Source organism: Brevibacillus sp. 7WMA2, from assembly GCF_010748895.1.
GTDB lineage: Bacteria > Bacillota > Bacilli > Brevibacillales > Brevibacillaceae > Brevibacillus_B > Brevibacillus_B halotolerans.
The window spans coordinates 66,359-87,854 of sequence record NZ_CP048799.1; the positions used below are offsets into that span (position 1 = coordinate 66,359).

The window sequence follows — 21,496 nt, forward strand, 5'->3', positions numbered from 1 at the left end:
CGCACAATTGGAAGTGTCGCACCTATTTTTTTGCTATGCTATAATTATGATCGTTGTGTAGAGTATTTATTCTTTTTTGAAAAGAGAGGCGACTTCCATCATGGATAAGTTCAAAGATAGCATGTTGCAGTTGATTGTGGAGACCTCCACTAACTTGCCGCCAGATGTTCGTCATGCCATTAACGCTGCGAAAAAAAGAGAGGATGCTGGCACGCGTGCTGCTTTATCGCTCACTACCATTGCGCAAAACATTAAGATGGCTGAAGAAAATGTTTCCCCAATTTGTCAGGATACAGGAATGCCTACATTTGAAATTAAGACACCGGTAGGAGTTAATCAGATCGCGATGAAGAAAGCGATTCTGGAAGCGATTGCAGAAGCGACACGTACTGGTAAATTACGTACGAACTCTGTAGACTCGTTAACAGGTGCCAACTCTGGAGATAATATTGGACCTGGCACACCTGTTGTTCATTTTGAACAATGGGAAGAGGATTACGCCGAAGTGAAGTTAATTCTTAAAGGTGGCGGCTGTGAAAATAAAAACATACAATATTCTCTTCCCTGTGAGCTTCCCCACTTAGGAAAAGCTGGTCGTGACCTGGATGGCATCCGCAAATGCATCCTGCATGCTGTCTATCAGGCACAAGGTCAAGGCTGTAGCGCTGGCTTTATCGGGGTAGGTATTGGCGGAGACCGTACAAGTGGCTACTCACTTGCCAAGCATCAATTGTTCCGCAGCGCAGATGATTCCAATCCGATTCCTGCGTTAGCTGAATTAGAAGACTATATTATGCAAACGGCAAATGAACTGGGGATCGGAACCATGGGTTTCGGCGGAAATACAACCCTACTTGGCTGTAAAATTGGTGTAGAAAATCGCTTGCCAGCTAGCTTTTTCGTCTCCGTAGCTTATAACTGCTGGGCATTCCGACGCCAAGGGGTGCATATTAAACCAGAAACTGGAGAAATCATCCGTTATTTATACACAGAAGAAAATCATGTGGAAATGGACATGACTTCCGCAAGCGAGGAACAAACAGAGCGTCGTGAGGTTGTATTGGAGGCACCAATAACAGAAGAACAGATTCGCAGTCTTAAAGTGGGTGATGTGGTCACTATTAATGGTATGATGCATACCGGCCGCGATGCCTTGCATAAATACTTAATCGATCATGAGTGTCCAATTGACCTAAATGGTGGCATTATCTATCACTGTGGTCCAGTTATGCTAAAAGATGAAGAAGGGAACTATCATGTCAAAGCAGCAGGGCCTACCACTAGTATTCGTGAGGAGCCATATCAAGGCGACATCATGAAAAAATTCGGAATTCGAGCGGTAATGGGAAAAGGTGGTATGGGTCCTAAAACATTGAAAGCCTTACAAGAGCATGGTGGTGTATACTTAAATGCCATTGGTGGAGCTGCGCAATACTACGCGGATTGTATCGAGCAGGTAGAAGGCGTGGACTACTTGGAATTTGGTATTCCAGAAGCAATGTGGCATTTACGTGTTAAAGGCTTTGCCGCTATAGTCACAATGGATTCACACGGCAACAGCCTACATGCTGATGTAGATAAGGATTCTGCTGAGAAGCTCGCGAAGTATGCAGATCCCGTTTTTAAATAAGAAAAAATTAGTATTCTAAATCAACATGTAGTATTTGAGCGCATAGAAACGGAAAAGACCTTGCAACGCTAACAGTAGCGAACGCAAGGTCTTTTTGTGCATCGATTTAGAAGACAAGTAAGGACAGGGTCAGCATCAGAAGAAAAGGAGAGGATGCCCGTTCCGAGAGAGGTACAAAAGAGGAGTAAGGGTTGCGATACAATGAAGAAATAAAGGAGCTTTTACCTTCCATTCTTGTCAGGTCATAGGTTGATGCCTACCTTTTAAAAAATGGGTATTCGTTTATCTCCTCTCAACCAAAACGGGCATACGGTACTAATAGAAGATAACTTTCTTTAGGGAGCTGGTACGTATGAATTATACTGTTCAACGCGGGGATAGACTATATGCTATTGCTCAACGCTTTGGAGTGCCTATCGATGTACTTATTCGTGTGAATCGTCTATTTCCACCATATGAGCTGTACGTCGGTCAAACTCTTTTCATTCCTAATCAAGGGCCTCCATTACCTAATGTGGATGAGGAACGCAGAATCGAACGTTTAGAGCGTGAGGTACGGAGACTAAATGAAAGGTATAGAGATTTAAATCGTCGCGTCAGAGCTTTAGAACAACATCGCCGTACTTAGTAACTACTAGTATGCTATGCATGGAGGGGAGGAGCTGTATCCGCTCCTCTTTCTTTTTTGACAAAATTCCACTACTATAATGGTGATAAGATGCGGGGGATGGGAGGAATACGTAATGAGTAACAAGTGGAGAATAGCTTTAATCCAAATGGATGTCGTGCTAGGAAATCCAGAGGCAAACAGAGAAAAGGTAAAGAAAATGACCGAAAATTTACGCGAATCAGGCAAAGGGATTGATGCATTATTGCTACCCGAATTATGGGATACTGCCTATGATTTGGAGCGTCTGGACGAGATTGCGGATGAGCAAGGGAAGAATGCCCAGATGTTTTTAAAGGAACTTGCTCGATCACTACATAGCTATGTATATGGTGGCTCTATTGCTGAACATAAGGAAGATGGGGTCTATAATACCTCCTATGTGTTTGATAAGCAGGGAAATTTGGTTGGCTCTTATTCAAAAGCCCATTTATTCAAGCTAATGAATGAACACCAGTTCCTGCAATCAGGTGATCAACTGGGCTTGTATCATATGGACGATCAGAAGGTGGGAGCGGTTATTTGCTATGATATTCGTTTCCCGGAATGGATTCGTCTGCATGCAGTTAAGGGAGCAAAGGTCTTGTTCGTATGTGCTCAGTGGCCAAACCCGAGACTGGCTCATTGGCGCGCCCTATTGATTGCCCGAGCGATTGAAAATCAAATGTATGTCGTTGCTTGCAATCGAGTAGGAAGCGATTCTGCGAGTAGCTTCTTCGGTCACTCTATGGTGATTGATCCATGGGGAGAAGTGATTGCTGAAGCTGGTGAAGAAGAAATGATTCTAACTGCTGAGATCGATTTGGATATTGTCGATCAGGTTCGTTCTAAGATTCCGGTATTTACTGATCGCCGTCCTGATATTTACAACTAAGAAGGCATGGTTGATTGTAGCCTGGAGAAAATGGTCGGTATCTATGCTTCTGCCTACAGCGTTTGCCCCTTTTTTACATAGCCTATAGTAAGGAATGTTAGGAGGTGGGGAACAATGGCTGGACTTAATAGCAAAGGGATGATGCACCATTTTTTAGGGATTCGTACAAAAGTTGTTCAAATCCGAGAGTTAGTGGAGACAGTGGACACCTTATTTACTTCATTCGATCGAATGGGTGAATTAGGGAAAGCTGTTAACCCTTTTAAGGCTAAAAAAACAAAAGAGAACATTCCACACGATATGGATTAATATGGGAAATGCACGCTGAAAAGGTTGCCTTGAGAAGGGCAACCTTTCAACGTGTTGGAAGATCATTTTTATTTTCGCCGTACATATTGAGAATGATCTTTATATAAGTGCCTTACGTTCTTTAAAATCAGTATTCAGGTAATAGCTATGATATACGAGCAGATTTGGGCCTGCACATTCCGCATTTGGGCAAAAACAATTAATGGATTGATTGAGAGAGTGACTTTGCCAACGAGCGAACATAGTCTCTAGGGTATCTGTTTGAATATTTCCTAGAATGCCTACATCCCCAAAGTCAGTTACGGTTACATCTCCGGTAAATATGTTGATATTTAAGCGACAGCGTCCATCAGGGTCGTTACGTACAGTAACATTCTTGGATTGACGCAGACGCAGAATAAGCTCCTGATCATCAGGGTCTTGGCTACATGCGAAAAATGGCAGGGTACCGAACAGCATCCACATCTCTTCATCGCGTACATCTAAAAGGGTGTGAATAGATTCACGTAATTGAGGCAAGCTCAGCACTGGTAAATTTTTGGCGAAATCGCTTTGATACATAGGGTGCACCTCGTGGCGAACACAACCCATTTCTTTAATTAGTTGATGAATCTTCGGGAGCTTTTGCCACGTCCGAGTATTCAGCATGCTTTCGGCAGAGACGATTACACCTGCGTGTGCTAATTTTTTTGCATTGTCCATTGTCAATTGGTACAGTTTCTCTGCTTGGGTGAGCGAAACCTTTTGCGGACTATTTACGTATACCACTTCATGAAAATCCTCAGGCTTACTATAGTTCCACGACATATGCATGACATCAATGTAGGGCAAAACAGCCTCGTAACGGGAAAATGGCAGAGATAAGTTGGAGTTAATCTGTGTGCGCAAGCCCCGATCTGTCGCATACTGTAAAATTGGTGCAATTACATTATTTACTGTCCGTATACTGTACATCGGTTCCCCACCCGTAATGCTAAGGGTTAATAAATCCTTGGCTTCATCTAGACGCTGTAGGATAAGTTCTATTGGCAAGTGTGGATCGTCTTTTATCCGTAATGTTTCACCAACAGCGCAATGTTCACAGCGCAGATTGCATAGATTGGTCACAGTAAACTCGATACTGGTCAATTTGTAGGAAGGTGGTGTAGCATTATATAAAGGCTCCCATGGGTCCTTTTGAGGTGTAATGGGTGTAGTTGGAACAAAGCGTTTCAATGGTGAAACCTCCTTAGTAGAAACATAACGTGGCCTCAATAGCTTTAGATGAGGCTATATGAACAAACACCATTATAACCATAAATGGAGAGGGTGAGAATACCAACACCATGATTGCAGGCATTTCATTTGGCAACGGAGTCTTTTATCACAACAAAAATGTCATTGCATGTGCCGAGGTAAAGAACGGTGTCATCCACACATGGGCTGAGAAAATGGGGATGAGAACGCTATGTAAAATGTGGTGGCGGATTGTCAGCTCATTGCCTTGGTACTATCATATCCTACATTTGTTGATGCTTTTGTATGTTTTTTTTCCGGTTTTAGGAGAATTTGATCCTTTGTGGTTGGTAGTTTATGGAGCAGGCTTTCATTTTATTTTTCCAAAACGATTAAAACAGTTTCATGGAGCTGAGCATAAGGTTTTTAGCTACTATGGGGAAGTTAAACCAGAGAATTGGGAAACAATACAGCAGGCTTCCATTATCAATCGAGGCTGTTCTACGAATATGGTTACTTTTTTCTTTGCTTTTTTTCTTCCAACCATTTGTTTTTTTCAACTGTGGATAGCTATTGTGATTGGACTTGTTGGAATAGGAATATGTAATCTATTATCCAAATATGCACCAAGGCTAATTGAGCCATTGTATCGTGTATCGGGCTTCTTGCAATATTATCTTACAACAAAGGAACCGGAGCGCATACATATGGACACAGCGATTCGGTCTTATGCGTTGTTTATTTATTTTCGGAATATGGAAGAGGCAAACGATTCATTATAGGACTTTGGTTGGTATCTATCTTATGAATAAAGTATGATAGATTCCCATTTTTCTGTCTGATAATATTTCTTTCAGACACATTATTTGTGAAAGAAATATGAAAGATTGAGATAAAAGAAAGAGAGTGGGAACAGATCCATGAAGGTTAGAAAAGAAATCGTAGCAGGTATCACAACAATGTTTGCAATCATTGCGGCTTTTTGTATGCCGGCCGAGATACAAGCGGAAAATCCACATACCCCTAGCACTGTACAAGCGAGTACCTTCACTGATATAGATGAGCATTGGGCGAAATCTTACATTCAATTTCTTGCCGAGCGTGGCATTGTAAAAGGAAAATATATTCCGTTTCGCCCGAACGCTCCGATTTCTCGGGGAGAGGCAATTGCTTTGTTGAATCGAGTAACGCAGTATTCCTACGGAGTTGTAGCTCCTCCTGTTGAAGCAGCTAAAGTAGATAAACGATATCCGCTCGTTCAAGAAGTCAAGCAGGCTGTAGGTACTATGAATGCTATGCTGTATGCGGATCAGAAGGCATATACACGTTTAAATCCAGGGGATAATGCCTTGTACTTGCTTCACCTCAGTGCAGGTAAAAAACCAATGAAAATGGGAGCTATCTTAGAAAGCGATTGGTGGTTATCCGCTGAGCATTTACAAGCACCATTAAATCGAGAAGAAGCTAGCATGCTGTTGTTTCATACGATTCTGCCGAATATTCGACATGATTTACATATAGAGCCGGCTAAAATTCAGGAGGGTTTAAACGGCTATTATCAGGCGACACTTTCGAATGCGTATCAGGATACAAAATCGTTGTATGCTACCGGAATTAAAGGCTATCAACTATTGGAAGATAGCACCGGTTTTTTTCAGCCAACCAAGACTATGACTCGGGCCCAATTCGCGGTTATTTTACAGCGGCTAGTGATCGCCAATGAGCAGCAAAAAGAAAAACAATGGAACGGCTCAGTGCAACAGCAAACACGCATCAGCAATCTGATGCTAACAGCGGCCACCCATGCTTATCTAAGGCAGAACGAGCAAGGGATGACGTCCTACTTCGGGAAAGAGGCATTACAGACGATAGAGAAGCTACGCCCGCTACCTTTGCATGATGTTTTGGGTAGCTATCAGGTGATGGATAGTAATGAAAGTACCATGAAGGCTAAAGGCGCTTATTTTTCCACAATGACTGGTAATTATGAAGTGGAATATGAAATGGTTAAAAGCGACCAGAGTAGCAATCCGTACGGCTGGATTATTACGAAAATTACTCATATCCAAAAATAAAGAAACGATCGTATCCTTGTTAGAAGAGGGTACGATCGTTTTTTGTTTTTACCTGGTAAGTGGATTTTCTTCCAGCTTTCGATACATTTTTCCTTTATCCACATAAGACTGACGAACACGGCGTAAATCCTTAAAATCGTCTTCGTTTAATTCGCGCTTTACCTTAGCGGGAGAGCCTACGACCAATGTCCGAGGGGGGACTTTCATGCCGGGTGGAACCAAAGCACCCGCTGCAACCATAGCCTCTTCTCCGATCTCGGCGCCATCTAGCACAATAGAACCCATACCGATCAAAGCGCCTTGGCGTACGGTGCAGCTATGTAACACGGCGTTATGGCCAATTGTGACATCATCCTCAATAAGGAGTGGACAAAGAGGACTTTGGTGGAGAGTGCTATTATCTTGAACACTGACTCGTTTCCCAATAATAGTAGGAGAGACATCGCCTCGTATGACCGAATTGTACCAGATCGATGTCTCTTCCCCGATAATAACGTCACCCGTGACAACAGCACCTTTGGCGATAAACACGCTAGGATGAATCTGTGGCTCTTTACCTTCAAAAGGGAGTAGTAGCATGAAAAATAAGCCTCCTGTTCGATGATGGATATTTCATTCCTGAGTGAAATGTAGAGTTGCAATACTCTTTTTATAATTCTAACACACAACGATCTACCAAGCTTTGCTAAGGCATTTCTGTGAGTAATCGCTTTGTCTTTAGTCTTTTATAGTAATCGTCTCAGCTTTTTCTTCATAGATAACAGGATAAGGAGCGTTTTGATAAAGTTCATCAAACCTTTCTTTGGTCAGAGCATAAAATAAATGATCTTCCCATTTACCGTTGATTTTAAGATAATTGGCACCGAACCCCTCTTTGACGAATCCTGCTTTTTCCAAAACCCGTTGAGACGCTCGATTATGTGGCATGATATTGGCTTGCAAACGATGCAAAAGAAGTCTATTGAAGGAAAACGACTTGATGAGATGGAGAGCTTCAGTCATATAGCCTTGGCTTTGACAGGAATGGTCTAGATCATAACCGATAAAAGCATTTTGAAAAGGACCGCGAAATACTTGGGATAGTGTTATTTTTCCAACAAGGAGTTCACTGGCTTGCTCAAAGATACCAAAAGAATATCGTTGATCCTGTTCAACCTCTGTCCATTGAGTTGTTTGGATTATGGCATTTTCGAGTGTGAAATAACTCTCGTCACGCAAAGGGACATACGGCGCATGAAATGGTTGATTTGCAAGTAAATAAGTAAGAAAAAATTCTGCATGTGCAGGGGTTAGTAATTGTAAAAAAATAAGCCTACCCTTTATTCGCAGGTTAAATACATTCATTTTCAAACCTCCTAAAAATAAAGTAAATAAGAATAAACATGATATTTTACATCTTTTAGTAGCGTTTCCAGAATGTCAAGGTTGAATTGTACCCCTATATATGATAGATTAATCCTTAGTAAGGCAAGGATTGTGGGTAGTCGCTGTTGTCACCAGCTTGTCTGGGAGACGATAGAGGAAAGTCCAGGCTCGCCCGGGCTGCGATGCCCGGAGTGTTCGTACCTAGTGCAAACTAGGGCAGTGAGGTTCGCCTCATTGACGGCGCAGAAAGGGTTCTCCCTGAGACCCAAGTACGCTGAAAGTGCCACAGAAACGTAGCTTCTCTGGCGACAGAGAAGATGGAACGAGGTAAACCCTGCGAGCGAGAAACCCAAATTAGGTAGGGGAACCGTCTGGACGGAATTGAACGAAAAGGACGGATGGCAAAAGAAATTTTGCCATAGATAGATGACTACAGCTCTTCGTGCGAGGGGAAGGTCCGTTTGCAGCACGAGAGATACAGAACCTGGCTTATAGCATTCCTTGCTTATTCAATATTTTTTAAGTATAAATGTAAATGAAATGATAAAGCAACAAACAAATATGATCGTATAAAAAGGAAAAACCGGTGCAGCAAAGCGCCGGTTTTTTTGTTTCTTTACATGATGCGTACTTTGTATGTTTTCATCCAGAAGTCTACTTGTGCTAAAAAGGCAAACATCTGAGGGGTGCTCATTAATTGACCAAAAAAAGGAATTTCAATCGCAGATGCATCTGTTTGTAGGAGAGTACGGAGGTAAGGAACATCTAATAGAGTATGAAGGGGAGATCTGTTATCATCTAAAACATCGTTAAGCCACTGCCTTGTTGCTAGGGCATATGCGGGATTATGTGTTTTGGGATAAGGACTTTTTTTACGATATAACACATCAGAGGGCAAGATTCCTTCCAAAGCTTTGCGCAAAATGCCTTTTTCCCTGGAATCGTACATTTTCATCTCCCAAGGTACATTCCACATGTATTCTACAAGTCGATGATCGCAAAAGGGTACACGGGCTTCTAGGCTAGCCATCATACTCATGCGATCCTTTCGATCCAGTAACGTATTCATAAACCAGACATGATTTAAGTAAAACATCTCGCGCCGTTTTTCATCTATACGAAACTCCCCCTCCAAGCGGGGAACCTCTGCTAGTGTATCACGAAAACGTCCTTTTACATACGAATCTGGTTGTAACCAAGCCTTCATTTCATTCGAGAGCCATTTGTATCGCTGCTCACTTTTTCGCGCCCATGGAAAAGTTTCTGCATAAAGAGCGTCTTCTTGATGAAACCAAGGATAGCCCCCAAATATTTCGTCAGCGCATTCACCTGAAAGTACGACTGTTGTTTCCTTTTTCATTTCCGCGCAAAAAAGATACAGCGAAGCGTCAATATCTGCCATACCAGGCAAGTCGCGAGCATAAACAGCGGTTTGGAGGGCTTGCACCAACTCGGGGGTATCAAACTCAATATAATGGTGCTGGGTTCCTATATGATCGCTAACTCGTTTAATCCATTGAGAATCTGAATCAGGTTGATAGGCATGGGCAGTGAAAAAGTGGTCATTATCTTTATAATCAATGGAGTAGGTGTGAATCGTTCCTTTTCCTTGATGTTGATAATATCTTGCCGCAATAGCGGTGATGGCGCTGGAATCAAGGCCTCCTGAAAGCAGCATCGAGACAGGAACATCAGCAACGAGTTGACGTTCGATTGCATTTATGACTAAATCACGAATGGTATCGACGGTTGTCTCAAAATTGTCGAGATGCTCACGACTTTTCAAGCTCCAGTACGATTCTGTAGTAAAGCCATTTTGAGAGTATATCCCATAGTAGCCAGGGCGTAACTCATGCATTCCTTTGAATACACCGTGTCCAGGCGTGCGAGCGGGTGAAATAAGCAGTACCTCGGCTAAGCCTTCCCGATCAACAATAGGCTCAACTTCGGGGTGGGCAAGAATAGCTTTTATTTCTGAACCAAATAGAAACTGCCCATCTTTTTCTAGATAAAAGAACGGCTTCACACCCATTCGATCACGTGCGACAAATAAGAGCTGCTCTTTGTCATTCCAGATAGCAAATGCAAAAATACCGTTCAGTCGCTCCAGACATTTTTCTCCCCATTCTACATAAGCCGTGAGTAATACCTCCGTATCTGAGTGGGAAGAGAAGCGGTGACCACGGTCTAGCAATTCCTTGCGTAAATCTTCTGTATTGTACAATTCGCCGTTATACACAAGTGTGTAGCTTATATCCCCATATCTTTTGGTCATGGGCTGAGTTCCGCCTTCAGGATCTACAACAATAAGACGACGATGTCCAAATACAACCCGATCATGAAAAAAATACCCCATACTATCTGGACCTCTGTGTTGAAGTGTCTTAGTCATTGCTTCTATAGTCTCTTGTTCATCTTTTACATTCCGCATAAAACTAGCCCAGCCTGCAATTCCACACATGATTTCTCACCCTTTCTCATCTATGCTTTTTCATGTAAACGTTACTAAGCAAAACGGGTCATCTAGGCTCATCGTATGCAAAGCAGGCTAACATGGTACCCTGTCTCTTTTTTTAAAACAAACAATAAAAAAGTTCTTTTTCCTTTACAATGGCTGATCTTTGATGCGAATATGAAATATACATACATTTTTATCCTTATTTTGGAGGTGCGGTTTGTGCGAGAGGTCATCTCGTGGTCAGAAACAGATGGATTTGTATCTTTTGTTCAAAATTGTCCAGATGCAGTCTTCATTTTTTCTTCAGACGGTACTGTTTTGTATGCCAATCAGTCCTGGTACCAATTGGCAGGTAATTGTTTTTCTGATGAATTCGAAGTAGCCATTGATGTATATCTACTTCGATGTAAACAAGGGATAGTGAGTATAGAGCCAAGTGTCATACAACCATTGTGTACCAATCATGATCCTTACATCATTCAAATTCCTCATAAGGAAGGGGGAATGATGGACGTTTCATTTACGCTTTTTCCGATGAAATGGTATAAAGGAAAAGCGGCTGTGGGAGCTCTTGTACGAGATGTAACAGAGCAAAAGCTAAGACAGAGGAAGCTGGAGGAAATGGAGAAGAGCCTCGATACCTTTATTACGTACACACGGGATGCGCTTTTTCTCATTTCACCCGATTTTCAAATAGTACGTATGAGCAATTCATTTCAGATCATGACCGGGTATTCTCCACAGGAGCTGTATGACAATCCTAGAATCTTACTTCCTGATGCTGTTGCGCTACAAGAACAGGAGCTGCATTTTGATTACGTTGTAAAAACAGGAAAACCTGTATTGTTTCATACGAGACGACGTCATAAGAAGGGGCATCTTCTTGAGATTTGTATGACTTATAAACCTATTTGCAAGAAAGATGCTGGCGTTATAGGTGTAATAGCGGTGATGCGCAATATTACTGAGCGTATTCAGGTTGAGACTGAATTACGAGATGCGAAAGAACTGTTGGAATCTTTCGTAAATAGCGCTTCTGATTGTATCGTGCTTATTGATTTAGATTGGAATATTTTAATGGTGAATCCTGCTTGTGAAAAAATGTATGGATACAGTTATGAAGAATTGCTTATGCATCAAGAAAATCTGCTAAAGCCAGTCATATTGCGAGGAATTATTGATAACACACAAAAGGCTATGAACGGAAAGATGGTTTTGGATGAGGAGAATTCATTTACTCATCGGAATGGACATCTTGTTCACACCCTATCCTCCTATATTCCGATTCGAAATACGGAAGGAAAGATTTTGGCGGTCGCTTTAATTACGAGGGATGTAACGGAACAGAGGAGGATTGCGCAGGCATTGGGTGACAGTGAGGCAAAATATAGATTGATTTCCGAAAATATGACGGATCTTATTGCTATTTTGGATCGGAGTGGACGCTATATTTATGTGTCTCCTTCGTTTAAGACCATTTTAGGATATACACCGGAAAGCTTATTGGGAATGGATTATCGTAAATGGGTACATACCGATGACAGAGAGTTTTTGAAACAGGGACGTAAACGATTAATCGCTGAAGGTAGCGTGATGCAAGTAGAGCTTCGCTATCGGTGTGCTTCAGGCGACTGGATGTATTTGGAGGCTAATGGTACGCCAGTCTTTAATGGGGAAAAAAATTTAGAGCACTTTGTTTTTGTAGCCAGAAATATTACCGATCGGAAACAAGCAGAGGCCTTATTGCGTAACTCGGATAAGCTATCCCTTATTGGAGAGATGGCGGCAGGAGTTGCTCATGAAATTCGCAATCCGCTAACTGCACTGCGAGGCTTTATTCAGTTGTTACAAAATCAAACCAGTGAGCATGATTTTTATTTTGAAGTCATGATATCTGAATTAGATCGAATCAATTTTATTGTAAGCGAGTTATTAGTATTAGCGAAACCGCAAGTTCAGAATGTAAAGCAAAAAAATGTAGTCGATCTCGTTCGTAATGTAATGACGCTATTAGAGAGCCAAGCTTTGATGCATAATGTGATTTTTCAGCTTGAATGTAAAGAGAAGCCAATATTGATCACTTGTGAGGAAAATCAGATTAAACAAGTCTTTATAAATATCATGAAAAATGCAATGGAAGCAATGCCGAATGGTGGAATGATCTATATAACGGTAAAACAGAATGCTCAGATGGTGGATATATGTTTTCGCGATGAAGGATGCGGCATACCGGAAGATCGTGTTAGTAAACTTGGTGAGCCTTTTTATACTACAAAGGATAAAGGAACAGGGCTAGGCCTCATGGTTAGTAAAAAAATCATCAGGGATCATCAGGGCTCCATACTCATTGACAGTGTGATCAATCAAGGAACAACAGTGCATGTGAATGTACCTCTCTCAAGTCTGAAACAATAATAAATAATGTTGACAGCGTAGCAACGAGAAACAGGGAAGGGAGGCGACAAATTGCACATCGGTTGTCATGTAAGCGTACGTCAGGGATATACGGAAGCCGCCCGGATCGCGCAACGCTTGGGAGGGACTTGCTATCAGTATTTTCCTAAAAACCCGCGCAGTTTACAAATCAAATCATTCTCAAGACAGGATGCCCAACAATGTCGTGATTTTTGCAAGGAACACAGGATTATTTCGATTGCCCACACACCATATCCAACTAACTTGTGTACAGAGGGAAGAGAGGAACAAGCGGCAATGGTGGCTTCAGTACGCAATGATTTGGAGATTGCGGACGCGTGTGGATCGATTGGCGTTGTTGTTCATTTCGGGCAATATAAAGGAAATCACCCTGATCCGTTATTTGGCTACCAATTGATGATTCGTTCACTAAATGAAATCTTAGAAGGCTGGACAGGTAATACACTTATTTTACTTGAAAATAATGCTGGTCAGGGAAATAAGATGGGGATGACATTAGAAGAGCTTGTACAAGTGCGTGCATTGATCAATAGACCCGAACTTGTCGGATTTTGCTTCGATACCTGCCATGCCTTTGCAAGTGGATTATGGACAGGAGGGAATTGGGAAGAGGTGCAGAAGCGAGGCGAGGAATTAGGATATTTTACTCATGTGAAGGCTGTTCATCTCAATGATTCTCGCTATCCTACCGGCTCCCATCGTGATCGCCATGCTGATATTGGTTACGGGGAGATCGGTGCTGAAAGGATAGGCGAATTGATTAGAAGCAGGGTTGTTCGTGAGGTTCCCTTATTTTTGGAAACGCCAGCAGAACGACCGGGTGGGCATAAATCAGAAATCGCTTTTGTCAAACAATTGTTTGCAAGTCCACAGTAGGATATGATTAGAGGGACCGTATTTCAGAACGGATTTTACGAGACAGAGGAGATATTATGACACGCACAATTAAAGTAACCATTCACAGCTTTGATAAAATCAAAGAAAATTTAGCTGACCTTAATGAACTAAAACTTTATGAAGAAGCAAATGGCAAGGTCTTAGAAGCAGAAATTGAATCAGATGGCTATGCCATTGTAGATATTACAGAAGAAGAATACATTGAATTAGCTCCAGATGAATATGAGCTAATGATTATGGAATGGAAAGTGGCTGGAAAAATCGACGAGCTGATTTTAGAAACAATGTCAGACCCTAATGATGATAAGGCAATGCTATATCGTGGTGTTGACCCTATTGGAACTGTAAAAATAGAGCCTGTTTCCCTACCGAAAAAACTGATTGAGCAATTAGCAAAGGCTTGGTTCTTGACACCAAAACCAGCTATTGAACCGAAAATAAACGAAAAAGAGTAAAAGGAACATAGATGAGAGGCGTTTTGGTAAAGCAGGATTAAAAAGAGGAGGGGAAGCCCTCCTTTTTTGGATGAGTTGAGTTGGATGAATTTTTGACCAAAAATAAAAGGGCGCCCATTGTGTTAGGGGCCCTTATTTTTCTTACATTTCCTCAGGAGCTTCCAATCCCAATAGACGGAGTCCTTCTTTTAGTACAACAATAACTGCTGCAACCAATTGTAGGCGAGCTTGTTTTACTTGCTCATCCTCTGCGACAATGCGGACATGCGCGTAGAATTTGTTGAAGGTTTGAGCCAGATCAATTACGTATTTTCCAATCTGCGAAGGATCGAATTGATCGCGAGCCTTTTCCAGAATGCTTGGGAACTGCAAGAGAGTAGTAATGACTGCCCATGCTTCTGGGCCCTCTAAAGCATTGTCTACTACGGTTACAGCTCCTGGCTGGTACCCACCTTTTTTCAATAGAGAGCAAGCGCGGGCATGAGTGTATTGAACGTAAGGCCCTGTTTCCCCTTCAAAAGTAAGCATTTCTTCCCAGGAAAAGTTGACATCGTTTAAACGATAATTTTTCAAGTCATGGAAGATAACGGCACCTACACCAACTTGGCGAGCAACCTGTTCTTTATTTGCAAGAGAAGGATTTTTGTCTTGGATTACTTTTAATACGTCTGCGATTGCTTGGGACAATACTTCTTCCAACAGAACGACTTTCCCTTTGCGGGTGGACATTTTTTTACCATCTTTTAACATCATGCCAAATGGAATGTGATGCATATTGTTAGCCCAGTCATAGCCCATTTTTAGCAAGACTTTAAATAGCTGTTGGAAATGCAGGCGTTGTTCTCCGCCAACCACATATAATGCTTTTCCAAAATCATATTGCTCATGGCGATACAAAGCAGCAGCTAGGTCGCGGGTTGCGTAAAGGGTAGCACCGTCACGTTTTTTAATTAAGCAAGGAGGCATGTCGTACTCATCCAGAGATACAACCATTGCGCCTTCGGATTCTGTTAACAATCCTTTTTCCTCTAATAAATCAACAACGCGATCCATTTGATTATTGTAGAATGCTTCTCCATTGAAGGAGTCAAAGGATACACCCATTAATTCATAGATCTTTTTAAATTCTTGTAAGGATTCGTCGCGGAACCATTGCCATAATTGCTGGGCTTCTTGATCGCCGTCCTCTAATTTCTTGAACCATTCACGGCCTTGATCTTCCAGTGTTGGATCGTTTTCTACTTCTTCATGGAAGTGTACATACAGCTTGAGCAATTCTTTAATAGGCTCAGCTTTTACTTTATCTTCATCGCCCCATTTTTTATAGGCAACAATCAGTTTACCAAATTGTGTACCCCAGTCCCCTAAGTGATTGATGCGAACTGGCTGATAGCCATGCTTTTCCATGATGTTTGCAAGTGCATTCCCGATAACGGTTGAGCGCAAATGCCCCATCGAGAAGGGTTTAGCAATGTTTGGAGAAGATAAGTCGATTGGTACCTTTTTACCAGCACCAGCAGTAGTCGCGCCATATGCAGACCCTTGCTCTAGAATCGTTTTAATACAAGCGGTTATAACGCTGGTTTGATCATAAAACAGATTGATATATGCATTTGTCACCTGTACATCCTGTAAGAAAGGCAGAGAAATCTTAGAAGCTAGCTCCGTTGCAATCATTGGTGGTGCTTTGCGTAGAGCTTTAGCTAATTGGAAGCAAGGGAAGGCTAAATCACCCATTTGTGGGTTAGGAGGAGTTTCGAGCATGCCAAGGACACGTTCGCAGGAAAAATCCTCTACGCCCATTTCAGTTAGAGCAGCAGAGATTTGTTCAGCTACTAGTTGTTTGTAATTCATGTTTATTTCATCCTTTCTTTTTAATCAACCTAAACTTTCAGGGAATATGTAATCATTCCGTGGAAAAGTGGGATACAACATAAATATAACCATAGGTATACAAGCACAGAGCGCTTTGATTAGACACAGCATACGATGTTCAAAGCAACAACAGCAAAAAAACCCCCCGTCTCTTTTGGATAGATATCAGTAAAAATCAATCCGTAAAGAGACGAGAGGTTATTTTATCATACTCCCGCGGTACCACTCTTCTTGTTCTTTTCAATTAGACCAATAAATGATCGTAATTGGAAAAAACCTGCTTGATAGCTGTAACGGGCAAACCCGGCAAGCTCTATACATTGTCAATAGACAAGATTCAAGCTGCGTCTCCGAGGTGCGCTTCATCATGGACGTTCTATCAGGCTTCCACCAATCCTGACTCGCTAGTAGCACGAACCATCATTACTCTCCTCATCATCGAGTACATGGCTATATAGCGTCTAGTATACCCAACAAAAGACATTCTAGCAAGCAAGGTTTATCAGTGGCTCTTATTTTGCTGATCCCATTGTGCAAAATAAGATTTGGTAAGGGAATGATATGCTTCCCTACCAAATAAAAGACCCATGGCTTGACCGGTTGATAAAGGAAGATAGTATTCATAGGTTTCATGATTACCGCCTGTCATAAGATCATGGTGGTGAATTTGGTCATGCAAATAGTGCTGTTCACTCTCATGATGTTTTACGACAGTGTAGATTTCAAAGTCCGTCTCTTCTAGTACCTTTACTGGAATCAATGAGGCCTGAAACACAGATGTATGTAAATAGGCTAGATTGTTTTCCATAAAAAACCCTCCATCTATCTTCCTTTTTATCCTAGCAGAGGGCCATTATTTCTACAAGCGAAGGAAAGAATGGATAAGAGATGAAAGGGGCATGTGCCTGCCCCTTCCCCTCTCCTATATTGGTGAGTGTACAAACCTGAGTAATGTTTTTGGGTTTCCTTATGGAGGTATGAAACATTGTAGAATCATGTAGAGGTGGGCGCAGATAAAAAAGAGCGTAATCGAATTCAGGTTTGCCGGTGAAAGAGCTTCTTATATTTTAGCAGCAGCCGCAAGAAATGATGACCAGTAGGATGAACAGCACTAAAATGAAGCTGAAATTATCACCGAAGAAATTTCCGCAGTAAGATGTACTCATGAAAGAATTCCTCCTTAAAGGTTATATGTTTGAAGGTGTCGCTACACGGTTGCTAGTTATCGCAGCAGCTGCAGCTTATGATTACCAGCAGAATGAACAACACTAGAATGAAGCTAAAACTTCCGCCTCCCCAGTTACCGCAAAACGATGTACTCATCTGGCAATTCCTCCTTCGCTTTGTTATTCTACAGTCTATACATATCTGTCTATCTGGTGTGGGCTTATGCCTAAGGGAAGCAAAATTTGGGCAGCAGACTACAAAAAAATAAAAGATTGGCAGATAATCCATTGACGCCAATAATATCTGAATGTTAAGATACCTGTATTCAAAAGACGAACAAAACGTCATATGGACATTTAACTAAATATGATTTCTCTTATCTAGAGAGGCGGAGGGACTGGCCCGAAGATGCCTCGGCAACCGATAGATCAGGTGCCAATTCCAGCAGGGCTGTTTGCCTTGAAAGATAAGAGGGGGTAAGTTCCTACTTAACGAACATTAGTAATCCTCTTCTTGCTTTCAGGCAGGAAGGGGATTTTTTTATTTGCCAAGTCTAATGGAGATTACGGAGGGATATAGGGGATGAACAAACCAACATTGCAAGAGCAGCTAGCACGAAAAATATTGATACTCGATGGTGCAATGGGAACGATGCTACAGCAGGCTAATCTCACAGCGGACGATTTTGGCGGTGAGGAATATGAAGGCTGCAACGAACTATTGAATGTAACAAGACCAGATGTCATCCGGCATATTCATGCTACCTATTTTGAAGCAGGTGCTGACATTGTGGAAACAAACACATTTGGAGCAACTGATGTTGTTTTGGCTGAGTATGACATAGCAGATCGAGATTATGAACTTAATCTGGCGGCTGCACGTATTGCTAAAGAAGTAGCAGATGAATTTAGCACGGAGTCGTGGCCACGTTATGTAGCAGGCTCTATGGGGCCCACTACGAAAACCCTTTCGTTAACAGGGGGCGTTACATTTGAGCAATTAATTCATGCGTACTATTGTCAGACTAAAGCATTGATGGAAGGTGGGGTAGATTTATTACTGGTGGAAACCTCACAGGACACATTGAACGTAAAAGCTGGCGGCATTGGCATACGTCAGGCATTTCAGGAGCTTGGCTATGAGCTGCCTATCATGATTTCTGGAACAATCGAACCGATGGGCACGACTCTGGCAGGCCAAAACATCGAGGCTTTTTATGTATCGATTGAACATCTCAAACCGATCACGATTGGTCTGAATTGCGCGACAGGTCCGGAGTTCATGCGTGATCATTTACGAACCTTATCTGATCTGGCCTTGTGTGGAATCAGTTGTTATCCTAATGCAGGTTTACCTGATGAGAATGGTCACTATCACGAGTCACCGCAGGGGTTAGCGATGAAAATGAAAGCATTTGCGGAAAAGGGATGGCTTAACGTAGCGGGTGGTTGTTGTGGTACCACACCCGAGCATATTCGAGCGCTACACGAAGCATTGCAAGGGATTACACCACGAGAAAATAAAAAGTCTCATGCAACTGCTGTATCAGGCATTGAGGTGCTCTATGTTGAGGACGACAATCGCCCCATTTTTGTAGGGGAACGTACCAACGTTATTGGATCAAAGAAGTTCCGTGACTTGATTGCTGCTGGTCAATTCGAGGAAGGATCAGACATAGCACGGGCACAGGTAAAACGAGGAGCCGCTGTTATAGATATTTGTTTAGCAGACCCTGACCGTGATGAGTACGAGGATATGGAGAAATTTCTTCCATACGTAAGCAGAAAGGTAAAAGCACCGTTGATGATCGATTCCACGGATAAAAAGGTAGTGGAGCTGGGCTTGAAATATTCTCAGGGGAAGGCAATCATTAATTCGATTAATCTAGAAGATGGACTAGATCGTTTTGAAGAGGTTGTACCACTGATTCATAAATATGGAGCGGCTGTGGTTGTCGGGACCATTGATGAAACGGGAATGGCAATCACTCGTGAACGTAAGCTGGAGGTAGCTACACGTTCCTACGATTTGTTGGTAAATCAGTTTGGAATTAATCCGCAGGACATTATTTTTGATGCTCTTGTATTTCCGGTAGGAACAGGCGATGAGCAATACATTGGTTCAGCGCAGGAAACGATAGAAGGTATCCGCCTTATTAAACAACATTTTCCATTATGTAAACAAATTCTGGGTGTGAGCAATGTTTCCTTTGGATTACCCCCGGCAGGTCGTGAGGTTTTAAATGCGGTCTTTTTATATCACACAACAGTAGCCGGGCTTGATTACGCGATTGTTAACACCGAAAAGATAGAACGTTATGCTTCGATTTCTGAAGAGGAACGCAAGCTGGCAGAGGACTTGTTATTTCATACAAACGATGAAACCTTAGCAACGTTTACTGATTTTTATCGGCAGAAAAAGAAAGAGGTTGTAAAAGAGGTATCCAATCTAACGTTAGAAGAACGTTTAGCTAATTATGTGGTGGAAGGCTCGAAGGACGGATTAATCCCAGATTTAACCCTCGCTTTGGAAAAATATGTTCCGCTTGATATTATTAATGGTCCACTTATGAAAGGGATGGAAGAGGTTGGTCGCCTGTTTAACGGGAACCAATTGATTGTAGCAGAAGTGCTACAGAGTGCAGAGGTCATGAAGGCGTCAGTTGCCTTTTTGGAACCGCATATGGAAAAGTCTGAATCAACCGTAAAAGGAAAAATCTTGTTAGCTACGGTTAAAGGGGATGTCCACGATATCGGTAAAAACCTAGTGGAGATCATTTTATCCAATAATGGCTATGAGGTAGTTAATTTAGGGATTAAAGTTGCACCAGAGCAGTTGATTGCTGCTTGTCATCAGGAAAAACCAGATGCCATTGGTCTTTCAGGTTTATTAGTAAAATCAGCGCAGCAGATGGTGATTACCGCGCAGGATTTGCGAAGCTCTGGCATTGATGTACCGCTGATGGTTGGAGGAGCGGCGCTCACGCGTAAATTTACAACAAATCGAATTGCTCCTGAATATGAAGGCATCGTTTTATTCGCAAAAGATGCGATGGATGGCCTGAACCTAGCTAATAAATTGCATGATCCGCAAGCTCGACTGAAGCTGGTAGAGGAATTACAAGCGCAAGCGACAGTCAATCAGGCTCAAATAGAAGAAAAAGCTAGCGAATCAGTTGTTATTCCACAGCCGGAAATGAATCGCTCTGCGACAAGCATTACAACACCGGTCTATGTTGCACCTGATTTGGAGCGCCATGTCTTGCGCAACTATCCGATTAACCATCTGCGTCCTTACGTTAATTTACGTATGCTGCTTGGAAAGCATCTTGGTATCAAGGGCAACGTCGATAAATTAATCGAATCAGGCGACAAGAAAGCGACCGAATTATATGAAATCGTAGATGATTTGCTAAATGAAGCGATCCGTAGTCAGATTTTGCAGGCGAATGGAATGTATCAATTCTTTCCGGCTCAATCTTTTGGCAATGACATCCTGATCTATGATCCAAACGATCATTCAAAGCTGTTAGAACGTTTTACTTTCCCGCGTCAACCGCAAGCTCCTCATCTTTGTCTCGCTGATTTTTTACGGCCTGTGGAAACGAATGAGATGGATTACGTAGCTTTCTTGACAGTTACAGCCGGAAGGGGAGTAAGAAATTTAGCGCAGGAATGGAAAGAAAAAGGGGACTATTTACGTTCTCATGTCCTGCAAGCAGTCGCCCTAGAGCTAGCAGAAGCGTTTGCCGAACGAATTCATCATGTTATTCGCGATTCATGGGGCTTTCCAGACCCAGCAGATATGACTATGCTAGAACGTTTTGGGGCGCGTTATCAGGGAATCCGCGTATCGTTTGGATATCCTGCTTGCCCGGATTTAGAAGATCAAGAAAAACTCTTTAAGCTGTTGTCGCCACAAGACATCGGAATTCAACTAACAGAAGGCTTCATGATGGACCCTGAAGCATCCGTGTCAGCCATGGTATTTGCTCATCCTGAAGCCCGTTATTTTAATGCGACTCCACCAGTTGGAGTGGAAGTGTGATCATAAACGACGAAAAGGGGGAGTCT

The 21,496-nt window shown here is 42.3% G+C and carries 18 protein-coding genes, 1 other RNA gene, 1 riboswitch and 1 other annotated feature; of the genes, 11 read left to right on the forward strand and 8 right to left on the reverse strand.

Annotated features, from left to right (window positions below; all coding sequences use genetic code 11):
- The first annotated feature begins 100 nt into the window (after positions 1 to 100).
- From GOP56_RS00365 to GOP56_RS00380, 4 genes are all read left to right on the forward strand, one after another.
- Complete coding sequence (locus tag GOP56_RS00365; protein ID WP_163244186.1) at positions 101 to 1,630, forward strand: fumarate hydratase; 1,530 nt, start codon at positions 101 to 103, stop codon at positions 1,628 to 1,630.
- A gap of 352 nt (positions 1,631 to 1,982) precedes the next feature.
- Entirely contained in the window at positions 1,983 to 2,258 is a 276-nt protein-coding gene (locus GOP56_RS00370; protein WP_163244187.1) for a LysM peptidoglycan-binding domain-containing protein, read from the forward strand.
- A 115-nt stretch (positions 2,259 to 2,373) separates the two neighbouring features.
- Positions 2,374 to 3,171: a carbon-nitrogen family hydrolase gene (locus tag GOP56_RS00375; protein WP_163244188.1), complete on the forward strand. Its 798-nt coding sequence runs from the start codon at positions 2,374 to 2,376 to the stop codon at positions 3,169 to 3,171.
- A 114-nt stretch (positions 3,172 to 3,285) separates the two neighbouring features.
- Positions 3,286 to 3,480, forward strand: a complete 195-nt coding sequence (locus GOP56_RS00380) for a hypothetical protein (protein WP_003338117.1) — start codon at positions 3,286 to 3,288, stop codon at positions 3,478 to 3,480.
- A 99-nt stretch (positions 3,481 to 3,579) separates the two neighbouring features.
- On the opposite strand, the gene yfkAB is transcribed toward GOP56_RS00380, so the two are convergent.
- A complete protein-coding gene (gene yfkAB / locus GOP56_RS00385; protein WP_003343789.1) occupies positions 3,580 to 4,695 on the reverse strand; it encodes a radical SAM/CxCxxxxC motif protein YfkAB in 1,116 nt (371 codons plus the stop codon).
- Between the two features lie 110 nt (positions 4,696 to 4,805).
- Here yfkAB and GOP56_RS00390 point away from each other — a divergent pair, with 110 nt between their 5' ends.
- Both GOP56_RS00390 and GOP56_RS00395 read left to right on the forward strand, forming a co-directional pair.
- The gene (locus GOP56_RS00390) at positions 4,806 to 5,477 is read left to right on the forward strand and encodes a DUF1385 domain-containing protein (RefSeq protein ID WP_003338115.1); all 672 of its coding nucleotides are present in this window, start codon (positions 4,806 to 4,808) and stop codon (positions 5,475 to 5,477) included.
- A gap of 138 nt (positions 5,478 to 5,615) precedes the next feature.
- The gene (locus tag GOP56_RS00395; RefSeq protein WP_163244189.1) at positions 5,616 to 6,770 is read left to right on the forward strand and encodes an S-layer homology domain-containing protein; all 1,155 of its coding nucleotides are present in this window, start codon (positions 5,616 to 5,618) and stop codon (positions 6,768 to 6,770) included.
- Positions 6,771 to 6,818: 48 nt separating this feature from the next.
- On the opposite strand, the gene GOP56_RS00400 is transcribed toward GOP56_RS00395, so the two are convergent.
- Both GOP56_RS00400 and GOP56_RS00405 read right to left on the reverse strand, forming a co-directional pair.
- The gene (locus tag GOP56_RS00400) at positions 6,819 to 7,349 is read right to left on the reverse strand and encodes a gamma carbonic anhydrase (RefSeq protein WP_022584959.1); all 531 of its coding nucleotides are present in this window, start codon (positions 7,347 to 7,349) and stop codon (positions 6,819 to 6,821) included.
- 138 nt (positions 7,350 to 7,487) lie between these two features.
- Positions 7,488 to 8,114: a GNAT family N-acetyltransferase gene (locus tag GOP56_RS00405; protein WP_163244190.1), complete on the reverse strand. Its 627-nt coding sequence runs from the start codon at positions 8,112 to 8,114 to the stop codon at positions 7,488 to 7,490.
- 128 nt (positions 8,115 to 8,242) lie between these two features.
- Here GOP56_RS00405 and rnpB point away from each other — a divergent pair.
- An RNA gene (rnpB, locus tag GOP56_RS00410) (RNase P RNA component class B) lies at positions 8,243 to 8,632 on the forward strand.
- Between the two features lie 119 nt (positions 8,633 to 8,751).
- Here rnpB and asnB read toward each other — a convergent pair.
- The gene (gene asnB / locus GOP56_RS00415; RefSeq protein ID WP_163244191.1) at positions 8,752 to 10,596 is read right to left on the reverse strand and encodes an asparagine synthase (glutamine-hydrolyzing); all 1,845 of its coding nucleotides are present in this window, start codon (positions 10,594 to 10,596) and stop codon (positions 8,752 to 8,754) included.
- A gap of 216 nt (positions 10,597 to 10,812) precedes the next feature.
- Here asnB and GOP56_RS00420 point away from each other — a divergent pair, with 216 nt between their 5' ends.
- Genes GOP56_RS00420 through GOP56_RS00430 form a run of 3 tightly spaced genes read left to right on the forward strand, consistent with a single transcriptional unit; the run spans position 10,813 to position 14,381 of the window.
- Positions 10,813 to 13,008 (forward strand): PAS domain S-box protein, encoded by a 2,196-nt coding sequence (locus tag GOP56_RS00420; RefSeq protein WP_163244192.1) that lies wholly within the window; start codon positions 10,813 to 10,815, stop codon positions 13,006 to 13,008.
- 51 nt (positions 13,009 to 13,059) lie between these two features.
- Entirely contained in the window at positions 13,060 to 13,905 is an 846-nt protein-coding gene (locus GOP56_RS00425; protein ID WP_163244193.1) for a deoxyribonuclease IV, read from the forward strand.
- A gap of 56 nt (positions 13,906 to 13,961) precedes the next feature.
- The gene (locus GOP56_RS00430) at positions 13,962 to 14,381 is read left to right on the forward strand and encodes a hypothetical protein (protein WP_163244194.1); all 420 of its coding nucleotides are present in this window, start codon (positions 13,962 to 13,964) and stop codon (positions 14,379 to 14,381) included.
- A 141-nt stretch (positions 14,382 to 14,522) separates the two neighbouring features.
- Here the strand turns inward: GOP56_RS00430 and argS are convergent, their stop codons facing one another.
- The 4 genes from argS to GOP56_RS24275 all read right to left on the reverse strand — a co-directional run bounded on the left by argS (position 14,523) and on the right by GOP56_RS24275 (position 17,771).
- Positions 14,523 to 16,235, reverse strand: a complete 1,713-nt coding sequence (gene argS / locus GOP56_RS00435) for an arginine--tRNA ligase (RefSeq protein WP_003343802.1) — start codon at positions 16,233 to 16,235, stop codon at positions 14,523 to 14,525.
- A 204-nt stretch (positions 16,236 to 16,439) separates the two neighbouring features.
- Positions 16,440 to 16,704: a binding site (T-box leader), on the reverse strand.
- Between the two features lie 54 nt (positions 16,705 to 16,758).
- A complete protein-coding gene (locus tag GOP56_RS00440) occupies positions 16,759 to 17,064 on the reverse strand; it encodes a hypothetical protein (protein ID WP_163244150.1) in 306 nt (101 codons plus the stop codon).
- A 259-nt stretch (positions 17,065 to 17,323) separates the two neighbouring features.
- On the reverse strand, positions 17,324 to 17,422 hold the full coding sequence (locus tag GOP56_RS00445) for a YjcZ family sporulation protein (protein ID WP_081476738.1): 99 nt from the start codon (positions 17,420 to 17,422) through the stop codon (positions 17,324 to 17,326).
- Positions 17,423 to 17,474: 52 nt separating this feature from the next.
- Complete coding sequence (locus GOP56_RS24275; RefSeq protein ID WP_081476739.1) at positions 17,475 to 17,771, reverse strand: YjcZ family sporulation protein; 297 nt, start codon at positions 17,769 to 17,771, stop codon at positions 17,475 to 17,477.
- A gap of 25 nt (positions 17,772 to 17,796) precedes the next feature.
- A riboswitch (SAM riboswitch) is annotated at positions 17,797 to 17,896 on the forward strand.
- Between the two features lie 109 nt (positions 17,897 to 18,005).
- Here GOP56_RS24275 and metH point away from each other — a divergent pair.
- Positions 18,006 to 21,470: a methionine synthase gene (gene metH, locus GOP56_RS00455; protein ID WP_163244195.1), complete on the forward strand. Its 3,465-nt coding sequence runs from the start codon at positions 18,006 to 18,008 to the stop codon at positions 21,468 to 21,470.
- Positions 21,471 to 21,496: the final 26 nt, after the last annotated feature.